This is a genomic window from Mesorhizobium sp. M0898, from assembly GCF_040319695.1.
In the GTDB taxonomy this organism is placed as follows: Bacteria; Pseudomonadota; Alphaproteobacteria; order Rhizobiales; family Rhizobiaceae; genus Mesorhizobium.
The window spans coordinates 178705-195566 of record NZ_JAMYOE010000007.1 but is presented as its reverse complement, the minus strand read 5'-3'; the positions used below and the strand labels follow the sequence as shown (position 1 = coordinate 195566).

Sequence of the window (16862 nt, the reverse complement as noted above, 5' to 3'; positions counted from 1 at the left end):
TGCGATCAGCAGATCGTTTCCTCGGCAGCAGCCAGGAATGCCTTACGAGCCTCCTCAGGTTCCATCTCGTCGAACATCGCGGCCATACAAACGCGCACCGCGAGGTCACCAAGGGCCACGCTTCGTCCACTTCGTCAGCTCCTCGCCGGCCGTCTCGGCGTTGTTGACGTGGTGGATGATCCCGGGACGCTCGGTCTTGACGAGGACCGGAGGGGAGAACCAATGGGTTGCCGTGAGCGGAAACGTAGGGCGAGGAATTTCGTCGGCCGATTCTTGCTTCCGCAGCTCAGACTCTTCTGAAAGCTCCCGCGCCAGTGCGGCAAGCGTCGGTGTCAGAGTTGGTTCGCCCACAAACCTTAGGAGCCTGCGCAGCTTCCGGCAGTAGCCTTCCGAACTGATCATCCCCCGGAAGGCACGTCCCCTACGCAGCATGGCCATAAGGGTCACTGAAGGTTCCTTCTGGTTCGTCGAAGGCCATAGAAGCCCGCGCTGCCAAAGTGGTGGCGCTCCAATCAGCCTCGACCTGCTCTCGCCGCTCAAGCTCCTGCAACAATGCAGCAAGGGACGCCGGCAGTTTCTCGTCGACTTCGAGACCAAGCCTGTTGCGGAGCAGCTGACGATTATCTTCTGAGCTGATCAGCCGTTGAAAGGCTGTCGCTGCTGTTGGTCGTGCCGGCATAACGTCGTTCCCACATTCGGTCTGAAACACTTTCGTTGCGAAAGGGTTCCGAAGGCGATGCGAATAATTTGGTGGGTGCGCGCGCGAAGTTCCCCGCGCCCCTCTCGATCCCATAGACGGTTGAACCAATGGGTTGCCATGCGGCTATTCGCGAAGATCGAACCCGACAAACAGGCCAAAGGCTGGGGCAACATTGACAATAAGCTCCACCAGCTCGCAGTCAGTTTCCGCCAGATGTGGCCCATCTCGGCGCACTGCTGCGATAGTGTCTTTTATGGAGATGATTTGGCCGCGAGGGACTTGTAGGGTTAGCTCGTGAACAAGGTGTTTGGCCGTCACCTTGTCGGGTCGACAGTCCGTGCAAACGTTCATACGAGGCCTCCCACCTCAGCGAGAACCCAAGCGGCCACTTAGGTCACCTCTCGAACAAATCAATGTTCGAATCGTACGAAATAAAGGACTGAATCTTTGGGAGAAATTTCTCCTCCTCCTACGGGGAGAGATACATCTTGGCTTCCTTGGCGGCAGCCTCGAAGGCCTTTCGTACCACCTGAGGGTCAATCGGATCGCCCTCTAGATCTGACAGGCAGAGGGTCACCGCCTTATGCCAGCGAGGTCCTCTGCGGGTCCACCTCTTGAGCTGCTCAAGGGCTGCCCTCGCATTGTCGCAGCCTTGCCTGTCGCCGGTTTCAGTCTTCACGAACACCGGAGGGACGAACCAATGGGTTGCCATGAGGGGTAAGTAGGGCGGCACGAACCCGCCGACCATCCGAATCATGGTAGGTCATGCTCGGTCCCTTCTCGGCAGGGAGCGGGCAACAAACCGAAGGTGTTCATAGAGAACGGCCTCGTCGAACTCGCCGTCCGAGAAGAGTGCCATTGCGCTCACGCTCAGGCGCTCCGCCTGCTCGCTTCCTACTGGAATGCCTTGCTCGGCGCATACACGATCAAAGACCTGCTTCAACAGAATCAGGTCGCCAGGATAGGCAGTACCACTAGTTGAGCTGCTGCTAGTCATAGGCTGTCACCATTGGGGCGGACGCGCGGTGGGCTCTCCTGCCAGAGCCGAATGCCCAAACCCTAACCTTCAAGTCGCGCGACTCAGAGCAGTTGAAACTACAGCCGCTTCCGTTCCCGGCAGTTCGAACAGCATGGGCAGGTGGCGACACTCGGCTTCGTCCACGATCAGCTCCTCGATAGTCGCGATGGAAAGATGGCTTTTGAGGCGCAGCCGGACAACCGCCGCCAGTTTGTGAACCGGCACTGGCACCGCCCCCGTGTGATCGTCTAGCAAACTATTGATCTCAGCAACTACCTTTGGATCGACGGCGTGGGGCAATGGCAGCATGAGAGCGTTCCTTTCGGAAGTAACTCTAGGCGGATCAGGGCGATGAGTCTGGCCGCGTACGTTTTTAACCAAATGTCGCGGACATCATCGGAGGTCAGTCCACGGTCGTTAGCGGCTGCGTGCATTAGAGCGGCGGGGCGCCGGCTGCATAGCCAATCGTGAAGCAAGATGAACCTTTCCTGCGTTTATTGTGTTTGTAGGAATGCCTCGCTTTTTCTTCGACTTCACCGATACCGGGCAAGTCTTCCCCGACGTCAAAGGCACCGATCTGCCAGACCTCGAAGCTGCAAAACAAGAGGCGGTAAGAGCCTTGGTCGAAATCACCAAAGATAACCTGCCGCAATTGGTGCGGTGACTATCTACCTCCTGCATGGCCCCGTGGCCTCGCATATGCGTCGGCGGCCCGCCGGTGAAGAGCCTGAGCGGCCAGTTGACGGCCGTCGAAAATGACTATTAAGTTCGGTCATAGAACGAATTAATCGGAGCTGCTGTTGAACGACCTGCCGCGCATTTCTCGTCAGTTCTCCCAGCGCTCCGTCATGGAGGCGATCGTGCAAGGTGGGCCGATCTCGCGCGCTTCGATCGCAAAGCAGACCGGCTTGTCCAAGCAGACAATCTCCGAGATCGTCAGGGCACTCGAGCAGGAAGGCTGGGTGCAGGAGACAGGGCGCACGAGCGGACATGTCGGACGCACGGCTGTCACTTACGAACTCGTATTTGACGCGGCCTACATCGCGGCCGTCGACCTCGGCGGCGCCAAAGTCCGGGTCGCCCTCACCGATCTTGCCTGCCAGATATTCGCGGAGGAAACGGCGCCGACCGATCCTCGGGGCGGACAGTTCATCGTCGACCAGATCGTGGATCTTGCGCTTCGGGCGGCCGAGAGGAACCGAATCTCGCGCACAAAGATAAGGCTGGCGGTGATTGGTGTTCCCGGTGCACCCGACAAGAAGACGGGCCGCGTCCTGCTTGCCCCGAATGTTGCCGGCTTTGGCACGATGAATGTCGTCCGCGCTTTCGAGCAGGCATTCGGGTTTCATGTGATGATCGAGAACGATGTCAATCTGGCGGTGCTCGGCGAGAACTGGCAGGGGTGCGGCCGCGGTATCGACAATCTCGCCTTCATAGCGCTGGGTACTGGTATCGGCAGCGGCCTCATGGTTGGAGGCAATCTGGTGCGGGGCGCCAGCAATGCAGCCGGCGAGATGGGCTTTTTGCCGATTGGCGCCGATCCTTTCGCGCCGACATCGTTGCGCGCCGGCGCTTTCGAGCGCGTGGTCGCAACCAACGCCATGGTTGAACGCTACGCAACGCTGACGGGCAACATCGTCAACGTGCCGACGATTTTCCACAGTGCATCGGCTGGAGACAGGCATGCCGCGACGGTACTCGACGAAACCGCGCGCTACCTCGCACAAGGCATTGTGGCCATAGCGGCAATTGCCAATCCGCAAAAGGTCGTCCTCGGCGGCTCGATCGGGCTGCGGCCGGAAATCCTGTTGCGCGTTAGGGACCTGCTGCCGCGCTGCTTCCCCTACCCTATCGCCGTTGAGGCCAGCGAACTCGGGTCGCGGGCAGCGCTCATCGGCGCTGCCGCGATCGGGCTCGGCCAGTTGCACAACACACTGTTCGGCGTCGACGCGCCCGACGGACGCATTTCGCTTCCCCCAGCCAGTTCGGCCGTGCTGCGCGAGGCAACGCTATGACTGTCTCAAAGGACATCACCACTCGCTTGCGCGCGGCCCTCGATTGCGACGCAGCGGTTGAGCTTCTGCAGGGGGCAATCGGCCGCGAAAGCATAACCGGTCACGAAGAAAACTTTGTCGCCTTCCTTGAAGACCGGATGCGCGTGCTTGGCTTGAGCGAAATTCGGCGCGCGGAATTCGCGCCCGGCCGGCCCAACGTCTGGGGTGAGCGCAAAGGTGCCGGCGCCGGCAAGCGGCTGCTCTTCATCGGCCACACCGATACGGTCCATGTCGAGGGCTGGCGCGAGCACTGGGCTGGCACCGCCAAGCAGGATCCGTTTGCCGCGCCAATGATCGACGGGCAGATCTGGGGCCGCGGCGCCGGCGACCTCAAGGCCGGCATCTGCTCCGCGCTGTCGGCACTCTCTCTGCTCGACACAGCCGACATCCAACTGGCCGGCGACGTTGCCTTTGCCTTCGTCGGCGACGAGGAGAGCGGCCAGCCTGGAACCGGCGTCTCCGCCGGCATCAAGGACTTCATCGGCCGCATCGAGAGAGGCGAAGTCGTGGCGCCCGATTTCGTCGTCTATGTGGAGCCTACCCGCCTTTCGGTTTATCCGGCCCAAATTGGCTTCTTCATTACCGACATCACCATCACCGGACGATCAGCCTATTTCGGCGTACCCGAACTCGGCAAGGATGCCTTGCGTGCAAGCCACGCCGTCATGAGCGCGCTGTGGAAGCATTCGGAAGATGTTGCAACAAGGGCCGAGCACCCGCTGATTGGGCGTGGCTTCCTGCTGATCACCGGCCTTGCGGGCGGCGGCTACATCGCGGTGCCCGAACGCTGCACGTTGTCGCTGATCCGCAAGCTGTTGCCCGGCGAGTCGCTGGACGAGGCCGCCGCCGAAATCGAGGCAGTGGTGCGCGGCGCCATCACCGATCCCGAAATCATGTTGGCGTTCGCCTATCCGGCCGGTCGCGATCATCCGCTCGGGGGTAACGCCGCCGAGATTGCACCTGACAGGCCGGAGGTCGGCGCTCTTGCTGCCGCCATGGCCCGATCGATGCCTGGTCGCGGCGCCATCGAAGGCGCGCCATTCTGGTCAGAGTCATCATTTTTCACCAACCGGCTCGGCATCCCCGCCGTGTACTGCGCGCCAGGCGACATTCGCAACTGCCACACCTTCAACGAACACGTCGATGTCGAGGAATATCTGGCCGGCGTCGTCGGCTTCGCCCGGTTCATGGTGGAGTATTGCGGCGTTACGGAATGAAGGACAACTGAGAGCGAAAATGGGAGAACTATCATGCTGATAGACAGACTTGTTGCTACAGCACTTGCAGGTAGCCTGATGCTCATGGCCGGTGGAGCCGGCGCACAGACAGTGGGACCGAGCGGCGAGACGGCGACACCCAGCGCCGAGGTTAGATTGTCGGATGCAGACCTGGCCGCAGTAAAGGAGAAGGGCTACAAGGCCGCGCTGCTGTGGCACACCTCCTCCGACTTCACCAATGCGGTCACGTCCGGTGCCAAAGATGAATTTGCCCGTGCCGGCATTCAAATCGTCGCCACCACCGACGCGGGCTTTGACGCCGCGCGCCAGCGCAGCGACATCGAAACCGCGCTCGCGGCGAAGCCAAACGTCATCCTGTCACTGCCCCTTGATCCGGTCACTTCGGCCGAGGCGTTCCGTCAGGCGCTCACCGACGGCACCAAGCTGGTATTCCTTTCGAATCTGCCGAAAGGCTATAAGCACGGAACCGACTATGCCGCCATCGTGACTGACGACCTGTTCCAGATGGGCAAGCAGGCGGCCGATGCACTGGCCAAGGCGCTCGATGGCAAGGGCAAGGTCGGCTACATCTTCCACGACGCCAGTTACTATGTGACGAACCAGCGCGACCAGGCTTTCAAGACAACGATCGAGAAGGATTATCCCGGTATCAAGATCGTCGCCGAGCAGGGTATCTCCGATCCGGCGCGGGCAGAAGAGCTGGCCAGCGCGATGCTCGTGCAGCATCCCGATCTTGACGGCATCTACGTCACCTGGGCCGAACCGGCCGACGGCGTGCTGTCGGCCTTGCGGGCAAGCGGAAACACCAAGACCAAGATTGTCACGCTCGACCTCGCCGAACCGGTGGCGCTCGATATGGTCAAGGGCGGCAATGTGACCGCACTGGTGGCCGACAAGGCCTATGAGCTCGGACGCGCCATGGCCGCTGTCGGCGTCAAGGCGCTGCTCGGCCAGGAGACCCCGGCCTTCGTCGTTGCCCCGGCGCTTACCGTGACCAAGCAGAACGTTGCGCAGGGCTGGAAGGATTCGTTGAACCGCGACGCGCCGCAATCGGTGCTCGACGCGGCCAAATGACAGGGCAATGCCCGGCGGCCAATCAGGGCTGCCGACATCATAAAAACAAGGGGAACTGACATGCGCATAGCAATTGGAATGTTGTCGGCACTGGTAGCACTCGTCGCCGCCAACGCCTTCGCAGCCGAGGGCACCACCACGGGACCGAACGGGGAAAAGCCGACGCCGGCAAAGAGCGTCGTGCTCACACCAGCTGAGGAGCAGCAGATCAAGGACGGCAAATACACCGCCGCGCTGGTCTGGCATGAGATGAGCGAATACACCAACGCGGTGAACAGCGGCGCCCAGGACGAGTTGAAGCGGCTCGGCATCACGGTCGTCGCTCAGACCGACGCCGGCTTTGATGCGGCCCGTCAGAAATCCGACGTCGAGACAGTACTCGCCAAAAGGCCCTCTATTATACTGTCCCTACCGGTCGATCCCGCGAGTGCGGGCACCGTATATGATCCTGCGCGCCAGGCCGGCGTGAAATTGGGATTCGTCGACAATTCGCCGGCAGGCTACGTTCACGACAAGGACTATGTGACCATCGTTTCGGACGACCTTTTCCAGATGGGCAACAAGGCCGGGATCGCAATGGCCGACGCGCTCGGCAAGCATGGCAAGGTCGGCTACATCTTTCACGATGCCGATTTCTACGTCACCAACCAGCGTGACGGAGCATTCAAGCACACGATCGAGCAGGACTATCCCGACATGAAGATCGTGGCCGAGGCCGGAATGGCCGACCCCGCGCGCAGCGAGGAAATCGCGCAGGCGATGATCACACAGCACCCGGACCTCGACGGTATCTATGTCACCTGGGCTGAGCCGGCGCTTAGCGTGCTGTCCACATTGCGGTCGGCCGGCAACAGCCACACCAAGATCGTCACGCTCGACCTGAACGAACCGGCGGCACTGGACATGGTGAAAGGCGGCAACGTTGCCGCACTCATCGCAGACGAAGCCTACGACATCGGCGTGACGCTGGCGCGCGCCACGGCCGCCTCGTTGATCGGCAAGAAAGCCGCGCCGTTCATCGTGGTCGATTCCCTCGCCGTCACCAAGGACACTGTCAAGGACGGGTGGAAGCGGTCCCTCAACAAGGACGTGCCCGCGACCATCGCGGCCGCCATGAAATAGCGGCGGACAATGGCGCCCCGCCGGAGGAAGTGAGAATGTCGAGTGTCAACACCAGCCCCGGCCGGGCAGCGAGCTTGGTCAGCCGCTTCAACCTGCAGCAATATGTCGTCTATCTCGGATTTCTGGCGATCTTTCTGTTCTTCGCGATCGTACTGAAGGACAGCGGTTTTCTGACGGTCCGCAACCTGTCGAACATCGTGCTGCAGACGGCACCCGTGACGATCATGGCGATCGGCCTTGTCTTTGTCATGTCGGCTGGCGAGATTGATCTTTCGATAGGTTCGATCGTTGCCGTGGCAGCCCTTGCCGCCGCGGTGGCGATAAACGCCTACGGCTTGGTGGCTGGGGTGCTGGCCGGCCTCGGCGCCGGCCTGCTGATCGGCCTGCTCAACGGCGCCCTCGTGGCTTACGTCAAGTTGCCTTCATTCCTGGTAACGCTGGCGACGCTCGGGCTGTTTGCCGGCGTATCTCGCTCGATGACCGATTTGCGGTCGATCCCGGTCACCAACGACGCCTTCACCGGTTTCTTCGGCTCGGGTTCTTTGCTGGGTGTTCCGTCTTTGATCTGGTGGACGGTAATTGCCGTTGCGATCGCGCATCTCATCTTTCGCGAGACGCGCTTCGGCGCCCATGTGCTGGCCACCGGCGACAACAGCCGTGCCGCCAGTGTTTCCGGCATCAGCGTGGCGCAGATAAGGCTTGCCGTTCTGACCACAAGCGGCGGGCTCGCCGGCCTTGCCGGGCTGCTCTATGCGGGCCGGCTGCAGGCTGCGAAATACACGCTCGGCGAAACCGACCTTATGACGGTGATAGCGGCCGTCATTGTCGGCGGAACCCTGCTTAACGGCGGCAAGGGATCGATTGTCGGTGCGCTGGTGGGCTCGCTGATGATGGGCATGCTGAACAACGGCCTCATCCTGATGGGCCTGTCCGTCTCCGACCAGATGATCGTGCGCGGCTTGATCATTCTTGCGGCCGTCGCCGTATCGCTGCGCGAAAAGTCCCGTTGAAGGAGTTTTATCATGTTCCTCGATGTTCTGCGGCGCCGCAATCCGAGCTTTATAGAAAGCGCCACGCGCCTGCACCAGGAAGGAAAGCTGCCGGCTAATTCCTATGTGCTCGACCTCGATGCCGTCGAAAGCAATGCCCGGGTCCTGAAGCGCGAGGCCGACCGGTTCGGCCTGAAGATTTTCGCCATGACCAAGCAGGTCGGCCGCGCCAGTTCGTTCTGCCATGCGCTCAAGCGTGGCGGCATCGATCAGGCCGTCGCCGTCGACATGGCCTGCGCGCGGGCAACGCACAGAGCAGGCCTGAGGCTCGGTCATCTTGGCCACCTGCAGCAGATCGCAAGGCACGAGGCCAATGCGGCGGCCAAAACGTTCAGGCCGGACTATTGGACCGTCTTCAACGACACCAAGGCTGAAGAAGCCGCTGCCGGCGCAAGGCTCGCCGGGTACACGCAAAACCTGCTTGCCCGCATCCGCGCCGATGGTGACGTTTTCTACCGCGGCCACGAAGGTGGTTTTGAGGCGGCTGATATCGCCGCGGTCGCCGAAAAACTGGATGGTCTCGACGGCGGACGGTTCGCTGGCATCACCACCTTCCCGGCGCTGTTGTTCGACCAGACCACGCGAACGGTCCTGCCGACACACAATCTGGCGACACTGGGCAGAGCTGCCGAAGCGCTCGCCAAGTCCGGTCGCAGCGACATAGAGGTGAACGCGCCCGGCACAACGTCGAGTGTCCTGCTTGGCGCGCTGGCCGAAGCCGGCGCCACGCAATGTGAACCGGGCAATGGCTTGGCCGGCACCACTGCGCTGCACGTCATGGAAGATCTGCCGGAGCTCCCTGCCGTTCTGTATTTGACCGAGGTCTCGCATTTGTCTGGCGGCAAAGCCTACTGCCTGGGTGGCGGCTTCTATATCGATCCGATCTTTCCGGACTATGAGGTGAAGGCAATCGTGTCCGCAGAACCCACCACGGCCGCCGCCGCGCTCAGAAGCGTCGAGGTGCCGCCGCCTGCGGCAATCGACTATTACGCAATGATTGACGCTAGCGGCGCCAATGCGCCACGCTCCGGCGACACGGCGGTGTTCGGCTTTCGCGGCCAGGCGTTCGTGACCCGCGCCTACGTGGTCGGCATCTCCGGTGTCTCAAAGGGGGCGCCCCAAGTCGAAACGATCGAAAACGGTTTTGGCGAAACCGCTGCCTGGCCTGTCTAGGAGCAAGTGATGAACGCGACCACGACCGGCACGCCCCCTGTTTTGCAGCTGCGCGACATCCGCAAGAATTTCGGTGGCCTCACCGCCATCGAAAATTTCTCGCTCGAGCTCTATCCCGGCGAGATAGTGGCGTTGGTCGGCGATAACGGTGCCGGCAAGTCGACGCTGGTCAAGATCGTGACGGGGGTGCATGCTCCGACATCCGGGACGATCATCATCGAGGGGCAGGCGGTGGCAATGTCGAGCGCCACCATGGCGCGCGCGCACGGCATTGAGGTGGTCTATCAGGACTTGGCGCTCGCCGATCAGCAGACCGTCTACATGAACATGTTTCTTGGCCGCGAGCCGGTGAACCGCTTCGGCCTGCTCGACCGACGCCGGATGATCGACGACACCGAAAAGCTGGTGAAGGATCTCGACGTTCGCATTCCATCGGCTCACGCCACCATCCGCGATCTCTCGGGCGGCCAGCGCCAGGGCGTGGCGATTGCGCGCGCCACGCACTGGGCAAGCAAGCTGATCCTGCTCGACGAGCCAACCGCCGCGCTCGGCGTTGCCGAGACCGCCAAGGTCGAGACGATTGTTCTGTCGCTGAAGCAGCGCAACATTGGCGTGCTGATCATCAGCCACAGCCTCGACCAGGTGTTCAGGCTCTCAGATCGGATCTGTGTTCTGCGACGTGGCAAACAGATCGGCGTGCGCAAGACCAGCGAGACCGACAAGAACGAGATCGTCGCCATGATCACCGGGCTTCAGCACTAGCCCGGTCCGACAGAGGCGCGCCGTTCAGACATTGCGTTACCCGAGCAGCGAGTGGCATGATTTCAGATCCACGATCAGGCCTCGGCCACAGAATGTCGTCAGCATCAATCCAGCGCGCGCAGATGGCGGATGGGGCGCCCCCCAGCAATCCGGTCGGCGGCTGTGGCTATGGAATTGGCGTCGATGCCGAAGTGGCGGTAAAGGTCGCTGATAGTCCCTGACTGGCCAAAATGCTCGACGCCGAGACTGCGCGTGCGATGGCCGTACACCGAACCCAGCCAGCCGAGTACCGCCGGATGACCGTCGGTGACGGAGACGATGGTGCAATGCGCAGGGAGATCGGCAAACAGCCTTTCGATATGACTCCTGGCGTGAACGAGGCCGCGTTCGCGCGCGCGACTTGCCGCTGTCCAGCCTGCGTTCAAGCGATCGGCCGAAGTCACGGCCAAAAGACCGACGTCGCGACGGTCCTCTGCCATCATGCCGATAGCTTCGATGGCCTCCGGCGCAACCGCGCCGGTATAGGCAACAATCACTTCGGCATTGGGACCCGGAGCCCGCAGCCAGTAGCCTCCGTCGATGATGTCCTGCTCGAGCTGTGGCATCATGGGACGAATGATCTGCTCGACCGGGCGCGTCGAGAGCCGCAGATAGACCGAGCCGCCGGTCTCGTCGCGCAGCCAGGTGCGCTCCGACTGCACGGCGTCGCCGTCGCGCTGCATATAATCCAGCGCAAAGCGCATGATGACGCCCAGCTCGTCGACGAAGGCCGGCTCGTAGGCCGCAAGCCCGTCCTGTGCCATCCCGATCAACGGTGTGGCGATCGACTGATGCGCCCCACCTTCCGGAGCCAATGTGACCCCGGATGGCGTGGCGACCAGCAGGAAGCGCGCATCCTGATAGCAGGCATAGTTGAGCGCATCGAGACCGCGCTGGATGAACGGATCGTAGAGCGTGCCGATCGGCAGCAGCCGTTTGCCGAAAATCGAATGCGACAGCCCAAGTGCCGACAGCAGGATGAACAGATTGTTCTCGGCGATGCCGAGTTCGATGTGCTGGCCGGAGGGGCCGAATTCCCATTTCTGCGCCGAGGCGATGCGTTCGCTGCGGAAAGTGTCGGCGAGTGACTGACGCGCGAACAGGCCGCGCCGGTTGACCCAGGGGCCGAGATTGGTCGAAACCGTGACGTCGGGCGATGCCGTCACGATCGCGTCGGCGAGCGGCCCGCCAGCCCGCGCAATCTCGTCCAGAATTCTGCCGAAGCCGACCTGCGTGGAGACGCTGCCTTTGGCTTCCGCGACGAGACGACCAGGGACCACGATGCGCTGGGCGTGCCGGCGCCGCTGGCCCTTTGCCGCGAACGGAACGGCGTCGAGGAATCGTTGCAGCTCCAGATCCCCAGCAGCCAATCCCTCGAAGGCGTCCCACTCCCGCCCGTCGCCGACCGACATCGAGGCACGAAGGACCGCCATCTGATCCCTGGTCATCAGGCCGGCGTGGTTGTCCTTGTGGCCGGCGAGCGGCAGGCCGAAGCCCTTGATCGTATATGCAATGAAGCATGTCGGTCGATCGTTGCCGCGTGCCGTCCCGAAGGCCTCGATCAGGCATGGCAGGTCGTGGCCGCCGAGATTGGTCATCAGCGCGGCGAGCTCGGCATCGGAGCGCCGGTCGAGAAGCGATGCCAGGCCCGGCTTGTCTCCGATGTCGGCGACCAGGCGCTTGCGCCAGGCGCCGCCGCCTTGAAACGTCAGCGCCGAATAGAGCTGGTTCGGGCAGGCCTCGATCCAGGCCTTTAGCGCCTGGCCGCAGGGTTCGGTGAAAGAGGCTTCGAGCAGCGAGCCATATTTCAGGATCACGACGTCCCAGCCGAAATTCCGGAAAATGTTTTCGAAGCGTTCCCAAAGGCCTTCGCGAACCACGGCATCGAGGCTCTGTCGGTTGTAGTCGACGATCCACCAGCAGTTGCGCAGGCCGTGTTTCCACCCTTCGAGCAGCGCCTCGAAGATGTTGCCTTCGTCCATCTCGGCATCGCCGATCAGCGCCACCATGCGGCCCTCGGGCATGCTTTCGTCGCGGGCGCCGAGATAATCCTGCACAAGCGAGGCAAACAGTGTCTGCGCGACGCCGAGGCCAACTGAGCCGGTGGAGAAATCGACGTCGTCGACATCCTTGGTCCGCGACGGATAGCTTTGCGCGCCACCGAAGGCGCGAAACCCTTCGAGCTTCTCCCTCGTCTGATTGCCCAGAAGATACTGGACTGCGTGAAACACTGGCGAGGCATGCGGCTTTACCGCGACGCGGTCGTGTGGCCTCAGCACCGAGAAATAAAGCGCGGTCATGATCGTCACCAGCGACGCCGAGGATGCCTGGTGTCCGCCAACCTTCAAGCCGTCCGTATTTTCCCGCAGGTGATTGGCGTTATGGATCATCCATGTCGACAGCCAGAGCACCTTTTTCTCCAGTGCCGAAAGTGCCTCCAGTTTTTGTTTGTCCATGCTGCAAGACTCTCAGTTGCGATGTCTCAATCATAGGGCTGAGCAAAAGCCAATTGTCGCTAAACTTGCATGAGATTGGCAGCTGCGTTAGCTGGTTGTGCCAATATCAGCCAATGGAGCAACGTTCGATGCCAAAAAGTCGACTGGACAATATCGACCGAAAGATCATTGCCGCGCTGCAGGTCGATGGCAGGATGACGGCGCAGCAGCTTGCCGAGCGGGTCGGCCTTTCGGCCTCGCCCTGCGCCCGCCGGGTCCGCCTGATGGAGGACATGGGGGTGATCACCGGCTATGCCGCCCTGATCGACCAGGACATGGTCGATCTGCCGATCTCGGTGTTTGCCTCGATCAAGCTTGAGCGCCAGCGCGAGAGCGAGCTGAAGCGGTTCAACGCGGCAATCGCGCGCTGGCCGGAGGTGGTCGATTGCTATCTGATGACTGGCCAGCGCGATTATCTGCTGCGTGTGGTGGTGCGCGACCTGCACGCCTATGAGCGCTTCCTGAAGGAAAAGCTGACGCGGCTCGATGGCGTCTCCTCGATCGAGTCCAGCTTCGCGCTTACGCAGATCAAGCGGTCGAACCGGCTGCCGGTCGAGACATGATTTTTTTCGGACGGACCCACGTGTCGCAGGTCTTGCAGCAAGTGGGCAATATGGGTTCGGTACGCCTCAACACTGGCTGTGATTTCTGGTGTTTCCGCCGGCTGCAATTGGATCTTATGCGTCATGGTTGCGGCGATTAGATAAAGAATTTTTTGTTGCGCCTCGCGAGCATCGACTGCCTTCCGGCGCATCAGCCGCCGCCGCGCGGATTGCTCAAGAACCTGGCTGACCGCCAAAGCCAACCAGGCCGCAATGGCGCGGGACGTCCACCATTTGGCGGTCCTCTTCCGGGAAAACCGGTCAGAGGCGATCAGAAAAGTGCCGGTGCTGCTCGACATAGCGCGCCATGGCACTGGAGCGGTCTGCAGATTTTGCGCAACGAAGAACGCCGTCTTTCCGGTGCGACGGCGGAACGTCAACCCGGAAGGGACAAGGACAATGCGAGTTGAACCCAAGAAAACGAACCAGGCAGCTTCTGACGCTATGAATGCGCTTTGGGCGCTTGAACACGCGATCTGCAACTGTTGCCTCGAACCGAGTCTGATCGCGCTCGTAAGGATGCGCGCATCCCAGATCAATGGCTGCGCCTACTGCATTCATATGCACACAAGGACGTTCGCGCGCTCGGCGAGACGGAAGAGCGGGCTCTATCTGCTCGATGACTGGCGCAGGGCAGATTCGCTGTACAGCGAGCGCGAACGCGCCGCCCTCGCCTGGACACAGGCCCTTTAGTGACGAAGAGCTCGCCCAGCTGACCTTTCTCACCGGCACCACCAATCTCTGGGACCGTCTCGCTGTCGGCTTCCGATTGGTCCACCCGGAACGCACGAGGCCTACCGACATCAGCCAGGCGCGTTCCTCGTTTGAGCCGGCGAGCGCCAAAGCCCTCTTCATTGCAAACCATTTTCGTCAGGAAAAGGAACTCCAGGAGGAGACCTGAAACGATTTCAAATCCGCACCAGCGGGGCATCGCTCATTTTGAACGGCTTTTCGGCGCCGGAGCCGCCAAGGCTTCGCACGGGCTGCCCAGCTTGGAGCTTTCGGCTTGCCGGCGGAGGATGGGAATGCGCTTCCCGACGCCGGGCACTCGCCGTCCTTTCGCGGTGTGTTTCTGACGGCCCGGCCGTTTACTTCAGTTTGCAGCCTCAACTCATCCCACGCCGCAGCAGCCAACTACGTGAGCTCGTGAATTGTAACGCCGGGAACAACAGCCTTGGCGATCTCGCACAGGTGCTGGTGATGGGTCAGATAAATCACCTGGCCAGCGCTTGCCATCTGACCAAACAACCTGAAAACCTCCTCGGACCGGAAATGGTCGAAGTTCTCCATGATGTCGTCGGCAATGAATGGCACAGAGGGTCGAAACTGGGCGAACTCGTAATATCCGGCAAGCCGCAGGGCCAGGTAGAGCTGAAAACGCGCACCCTTTGAGAGCGCGTCGGCGACCTTGGACTGCCCGTCGCGCTGCAATGCGATGAGGACTTCTCAGCCCTTCACGGGTTGGGTCGCAAGCCCCGAATACTGACCGCGCGTGATGAGTGCAAAAGCGTCAGATGTCCGCTTCATCATCCCGGAGCGATGGTCCCGACGGCCAGCGGCTACTAAGCCTTGCCTATGCGTTCAACGAAATCTATATTCTGTTCAACACAGGAGGTTCTCATGGCTAGGCAGACGCGGACGGCTGCAGAAAGCGAAGCAACGGTCGCATCGACCCGCAATAAACTTGTGCTGGAGCGAGCGAAAGCCGCCGGCCTCCTCGGCGCCGCGAAGAATACCCGTCTTTCGGCGCGGGTGCCCGCGGAGTTGATCGAGGCGGCCAAGAAGCGCGCCCATGTCACCTCGGACACGGAGCTGTTGGAACTGGCGCTGTCGCGCCTGGCCCTCGAAGATGACTTTGGCGCCCGCCTGGTCGGACGTAAGGGCAGTATCCCGGCGGACATAGATCTTGGGGTTTGATCTTTCCGAAACCCTCCGATCGCTAAAGCCCCAAAAGCACAACGGAACGCTGAAGCGCAGGGCCGACGACGATCTCCCATGGGTTGCTGACGAACCGGCGATCGGGGGACCGCTGTTTCTGGATACGAGCGTCTATCTGGATGTCCTGCAGGGACGATCGCCGGTTGAAGTCGATACGCTGCTTACCTATCGCCGATGCCACCATTCCGCTGCCTGCCTGTCTGAGCTGACCCAAGCCTTTGGTCAGCTGGACCCTAAGCATGCCTCCACAAAAGCTGTCCTCGAGACGATTGAAGCCACGGTAGAGGACATTCCGGACCACCGACTTCATGCACCGGACGATGCGATCTGGGGACAGGCCGGGATCTTGGCTGGCTTGCTCTTCCGGCTGAGCAATCTGCCCAAGAGGGAGGGGCACGAGCGCCGCTTCCTAAATGACGCCCTCGTGTTCCTGCAGGCGCGTCAGTTGGGTGCGAGCGTGCTGACCGGCAACGTCCGCGATTTTGATTTCCTCACCCAGGTTCTGCCGACGGGACGGATCATCCTCTATCGAGCTCCGCCGGAACGGCGGTCATCATGAACGTCACGGTTGGTCCTCCTGTCGACTGTGAGCGACCATCCCTGTCCGAAAGAGATCGCTCTACGTTCACCCGGATTATCGAGGTTGACAGTGCCGGCCCATCGATTTAAGTTCGCGTTAGTGGCCACTAACGCGAAACACTGGACAGCGCTCGGAGACTCGACGAGGCGCACGATATTCGAACTGTTGGTCGAACAGCCTTGTTCGGTCAGCGGACTTGCTCGTGTGCTGCCTGTAACCAGGCCGGCGGTCTCTCAGCACTTGAAAGTACTCAAGGATGCCGGGCTTGTGGCCGACACGCGCTCAGGCAAGGAACGAATATACCGTATCGATCCGGACGGCCTAGCAAGTCTGCGCGCGGAAATCGATCAGTTCTGGAGCAAGACCCTGGCGAGCTACAAACTGGCCGTCGAGCACCCAAAGAAGGACCAGCCATGAGCAAGCTTCCTGCAACCGCGCCCGTAAGGCATTTCGTCGTTGTCGAGGCACCTATCGCGCGTGCCTTCAAGGTCTTCACCGAGGATTTCGGGAAATTCAAACCTCGCGAGCACAATCTTCTTGCCGGGCCGATCGCAGAGACGATCTTCGAACCCTGGGTCGGGGGCCACGTTTACGATCGCGGCGTGGACGGCAGCGAGTGCCACTGGGCTCGTGTGTTGGCTTACGATCCCCCCGGCCGGCTCGTTCTGAGCTGGGACATCAGTCCTCGGTGGCAGATTGAGAGCGACCTGAACAAAACCAGCGAATGGGAAGTCCGGTTCACGCCTGAGACGGAGAACCGAACCCGGGTCGAGATCGAGCACCGGAATCTCGAACGCCATGGCGAAGGCTGGGAGGGCGTGCGCGTGGGGGTTGATAGCGATCAAGGCTGGCCACTGTACCTGCGGCGGTTCCAGGGCCTTTTCCCCGGTGCGGCGGCCTGACCCGTCCGCGCCCTTGCGAGCATCACTCGCAAGCACCGTCTGGTCCACTGCGATTCCAGGGAATGGAAGTCTATTGGTTAAGTCTTCTCGGCGTGCTCGCGCGCTGCTTGCTATCG

20 protein-coding genes and 1 pseudogene are annotated in these 16862 nt (G+C 61.4%); 14 read left to right on the top strand and 7 right to left on the bottom strand.

The genetic code is table 11. The features are described from left to right. Nucleotides 1–5: 5 nt before the first annotated feature. From NKH90_RS34845 to NKH90_RS11815, 5 genes are all read right to left on the bottom strand, one after another. Nucleotides 6–98, bottom strand: coding sequence for a DUF982 domain-containing protein (locus tag NKH90_RS34845; protein ID WP_502898827.1), 93 nt, complete (start codon nucleotides 96–98; stop codon nucleotides 6–8). 7 nt (nucleotides 99–105) lie between these two features. Then, the gene (locus NKH90_RS11830) at nucleotides 106–447 is read right to left on the bottom strand and encodes a hypothetical protein (RefSeq protein WP_352819507.1); all 342 of its coding nucleotides are present in this window, start codon (nucleotides 445–447) and stop codon (nucleotides 106–108) included. Further along, nucleotides 422–679 (bottom strand): hypothetical protein, encoded by a 258-nt coding sequence (locus NKH90_RS11825; RefSeq protein ID WP_352472933.1) that lies wholly within the window; start codon nucleotides 677–679, stop codon nucleotides 422–424. The genes NKH90_RS11830 and NKH90_RS11825 overlap by 26 nt, the downstream gene beginning before the upstream one ends. Before the next feature lie 490 nt (nucleotides 680–1169). Further along, entirely contained in the window at nucleotides 1170–1412 is a 243-nt protein-coding gene (locus tag NKH90_RS11820) for a DUF982 domain-containing protein (protein ID WP_352819501.1), read from the bottom strand. A 354-nt stretch (nucleotides 1413–1766) separates the two neighbouring features. After that, entirely contained in the window at nucleotides 1767–2027 is a 261-nt protein-coding gene (locus NKH90_RS11815) for a hypothetical protein (RefSeq protein WP_352472936.1), read from the bottom strand. Between the two features lie 202 nt (nucleotides 2028–2229). Between NKH90_RS11815 and NKH90_RS11810 the strand changes: the two genes are divergently transcribed. The 8 genes from NKH90_RS11810 (at nucleotide 2230) to NKH90_RS11775 (ending at nucleotide 10190) form a co-directional block, all read left to right on the top strand. After that, on the top strand, nucleotides 2230–2382 hold the full coding sequence (locus tag NKH90_RS11810) for a DUF6894 family protein (RefSeq protein ID WP_352772480.1): 153 nt from the start codon (nucleotides 2230–2232) through the stop codon (nucleotides 2380–2382). Between the two features lie 136 nt (nucleotides 2383–2518). Beyond that, nucleotides 2519–3733 (top strand): ROK family transcriptional regulator, encoded by a 1215-nt coding sequence (locus NKH90_RS11805; protein WP_352819479.1) that lies wholly within the window; start codon nucleotides 2519–2521, stop codon nucleotides 3731–3733. Further along, entirely contained in the window at nucleotides 3730–4989 is a 1260-nt protein-coding gene (locus NKH90_RS11800) for a M20 family metallopeptidase (RefSeq protein WP_352819477.1), read from the top strand. Before NKH90_RS11805 ends, NKH90_RS11800 begins: the two co-directional genes overlap by 4 nt. A gap of 33 nt (nucleotides 4990–5022) precedes the next feature. Continuing rightward, on the top strand, nucleotides 5023–6084 hold the full coding sequence (locus tag NKH90_RS11795) for a substrate-binding domain-containing protein (protein ID WP_352472940.1): 1062 nt from the start codon (nucleotides 5023–5025) through the stop codon (nucleotides 6082–6084). A 60-nt stretch (nucleotides 6085–6144) separates the two neighbouring features. Beyond that, nucleotides 6145–7206 (top strand): substrate-binding domain-containing protein, encoded by a 1062-nt coding sequence (locus tag NKH90_RS11790; RefSeq protein WP_352819474.1) that lies wholly within the window; start codon nucleotides 6145–6147, stop codon nucleotides 7204–7206. 35 nt (nucleotides 7207–7241) lie between these two features. Further along, nucleotides 7242–8216 (top strand): ABC transporter permease, encoded by a 975-nt coding sequence (locus tag NKH90_RS11785; protein ID WP_352542303.1) that lies wholly within the window; start codon nucleotides 7242–7244, stop codon nucleotides 8214–8216. Nucleotides 8217–8228: 12 nt separating this feature from the next. After that, nucleotides 8229–9428, top strand: a complete 1200-nt coding sequence (locus NKH90_RS11780) for an alanine racemase (RefSeq protein WP_352772496.1) — start codon at nucleotides 8229–8231, stop codon at nucleotides 9426–9428. 9 nt (nucleotides 9429–9437) lie between these two features. Beyond that, nucleotides 9438–10190, top strand: coding sequence for an ATP-binding cassette domain-containing protein (locus NKH90_RS11775; RefSeq protein ID WP_352458022.1), 753 nt, complete (start codon nucleotides 9438–9440; stop codon nucleotides 10188–10190). Nucleotides 10191–10294: 104 nt separating this feature from the next. On the opposite strand, the gene NKH90_RS11770 is transcribed toward NKH90_RS11775, so the two are convergent. Then, nucleotides 10295–12685, bottom strand: a complete 2391-nt coding sequence (locus NKH90_RS11770) for a thiamine pyrophosphate-binding protein (protein ID WP_352819472.1) — start codon at nucleotides 12683–12685, stop codon at nucleotides 10295–10297. A gap of 128 nt (nucleotides 12686–12813) precedes the next feature. On the opposite strand from NKH90_RS11770, the gene NKH90_RS11765 reads away from it, so the two are divergent. Both NKH90_RS11765 and NKH90_RS34840 read left to right on the top strand, forming a co-directional pair. Continuing rightward, the gene (locus NKH90_RS11765) at nucleotides 12814–13287 is read left to right on the top strand and encodes an Lrp/AsnC family transcriptional regulator (protein ID WP_352472945.1); all 474 of its coding nucleotides are present in this window, start codon (nucleotides 12814–12816) and stop codon (nucleotides 13285–13287) included. A gap of 252 nt (nucleotides 13288–13539) precedes the next feature. After that, nucleotides 13540–14019 carry a carboxymuconolactone decarboxylase family protein gene (locus tag NKH90_RS34840; RefSeq protein ID WP_502898819.1) on the top strand — a complete coding sequence of 160 codons (480 nt, stop codon included), beginning with the start codon at nucleotides 13540–13542 and terminating at the stop codon, nucleotides 14017–14019. A 441-nt stretch (nucleotides 14020–14460) separates the two neighbouring features. Here the strand turns inward: NKH90_RS34840 and NKH90_RS11755 are convergent. Then, nucleotides 14461–14898, bottom strand: a pseudogene (locus NKH90_RS11755) (ATP-binding protein); the annotation flags it as partial. A gap of 48 nt (nucleotides 14899–14946) precedes the next feature. Between NKH90_RS11755 and NKH90_RS11750 the strand changes: the two are divergent. From NKH90_RS11750 to NKH90_RS11735, 4 genes are all read left to right on the top strand, one after another. Beyond that, entirely contained in the window at nucleotides 14947–15243 is a 297-nt protein-coding gene (locus NKH90_RS11750; protein ID WP_352472946.1) for a hypothetical protein, read from the top strand. Then, the gene (locus tag NKH90_RS11745; RefSeq protein ID WP_352774978.1) at nucleotides 15233–15823 is read left to right on the top strand and encodes a type II toxin-antitoxin system VapC family toxin; all 591 of its coding nucleotides are present in this window, start codon (nucleotides 15233–15235) and stop codon (nucleotides 15821–15823) included. Before NKH90_RS11750 ends, NKH90_RS11745 begins: the two co-directional genes overlap by 11 nt. A gap of 120 nt (nucleotides 15824–15943) precedes the next feature. After that, nucleotides 15944–16261, top strand: coding sequence for an ArsR/SmtB family transcription factor (locus NKH90_RS11740; protein ID WP_023678365.1), 318 nt, complete (start codon nucleotides 15944–15946; stop codon nucleotides 16259–16261). After that, nucleotides 16258–16746 carry an SRPBCC family protein gene (locus tag NKH90_RS11735; RefSeq protein ID WP_352774976.1) on the top strand — a complete coding sequence of 163 codons (489 nt, stop codon included), beginning with the start codon at nucleotides 16258–16260 and terminating at the stop codon, nucleotides 16744–16746. The genes NKH90_RS11740 and NKH90_RS11735 overlap by 4 nt, the downstream gene beginning before the upstream one ends. Nucleotides 16747–16862 lie beyond the last annotated feature (116 nt).

Bases quoted from the DNA above. Each gene is read 5' to 3' on its own strand.
- NKH90_RS11800 (WP_352819477.1), top strand. From the start codon at position 3,730: ATGACTGTCTCAAAGGACATCACCACTCGCTTGCGCGCGGCCCTCGAT.
- NKH90_RS11810 (WP_352772480.1), top strand. From the start codon at position 2,230: ATGCCTCGCTTTTTCTTCGACTTCACCGATACCGGGCAAGTCTTCCCC.
- NKH90_RS11765 (WP_352472945.1), top strand. From the start codon at position 12,814: ATGCCAAAAAGTCGACTGGACAATATCGACCGAAAGATCATTGCCGCG.
- NKH90_RS11790 (WP_352819474.1), top strand. From the start codon at position 6,145: ATGCGCATAGCAATTGGAATGTTGTCGGCACTGGTAGCACTCGTCGCC.
- NKH90_RS11775 (WP_352458022.1), top strand. From the start codon at position 9,438: ATGAACGCGACCACGACCGGCACGCCCCCTGTTTTGCAGCTGCGCGAC.
- NKH90_RS11785 (WP_352542303.1), top strand. From the start codon at position 7,242: ATGTCGAGTGTCAACACCAGCCCCGGCCGGGCAGCGAGCTTGGTCAGC.
- NKH90_RS11795 (WP_352472940.1), top strand. From the start codon at position 5,023: ATGCTGATAGACAGACTTGTTGCTACAGCACTTGCAGGTAGCCTGATG.
- NKH90_RS11815 (WP_352472936.1), bottom strand. From the start codon at position 2,027: ATGCTGCCATTGCCCCACGCCGTCGATCCAAAGGTAGTTGCTGAGATC.
- NKH90_RS11770 (WP_352819472.1), bottom strand. From the start codon at position 12,685: ATGGACAAACAAAAACTGGAGGCACTTTCGGCACTGGAGAAAAAGGTG.
- NKH90_RS11780 (WP_352772496.1), top strand. From the start codon at position 8,229: ATGTTCCTCGATGTTCTGCGGCGCCGCAATCCGAGCTTTATAGAAAGC.
- NKH90_RS11820 (WP_352819501.1), bottom strand. From the start codon at position 1,412: ATGGCAACCCATTGGTTCGTCCCTCCGGTGTTCGTGAAGACTGAAACC.
- NKH90_RS11735 (WP_352774976.1), top strand. From the start codon at position 16,258: ATGAGCAAGCTTCCTGCAACCGCGCCCGTAAGGCATTTCGTCGTTGTC.
- NKH90_RS11825 (WP_352472933.1), bottom strand. From the start codon at position 679: ATGCCGGCACGACCAACAGCAGCGACAGCCTTTCAACGGCTGATCAGC.
- NKH90_RS11750 (WP_352472946.1), top strand. From the start codon at position 14,947: ATGGCTAGGCAGACGCGGACGGCTGCAGAAAGCGAAGCAACGGTCGCA.
- NKH90_RS34840 (WP_502898819.1), top strand. From the start codon at position 13,540: ATGGCGCGGGACGTCCACCATTTGGCGGTCCTCTTCCGGGAAAACCGG.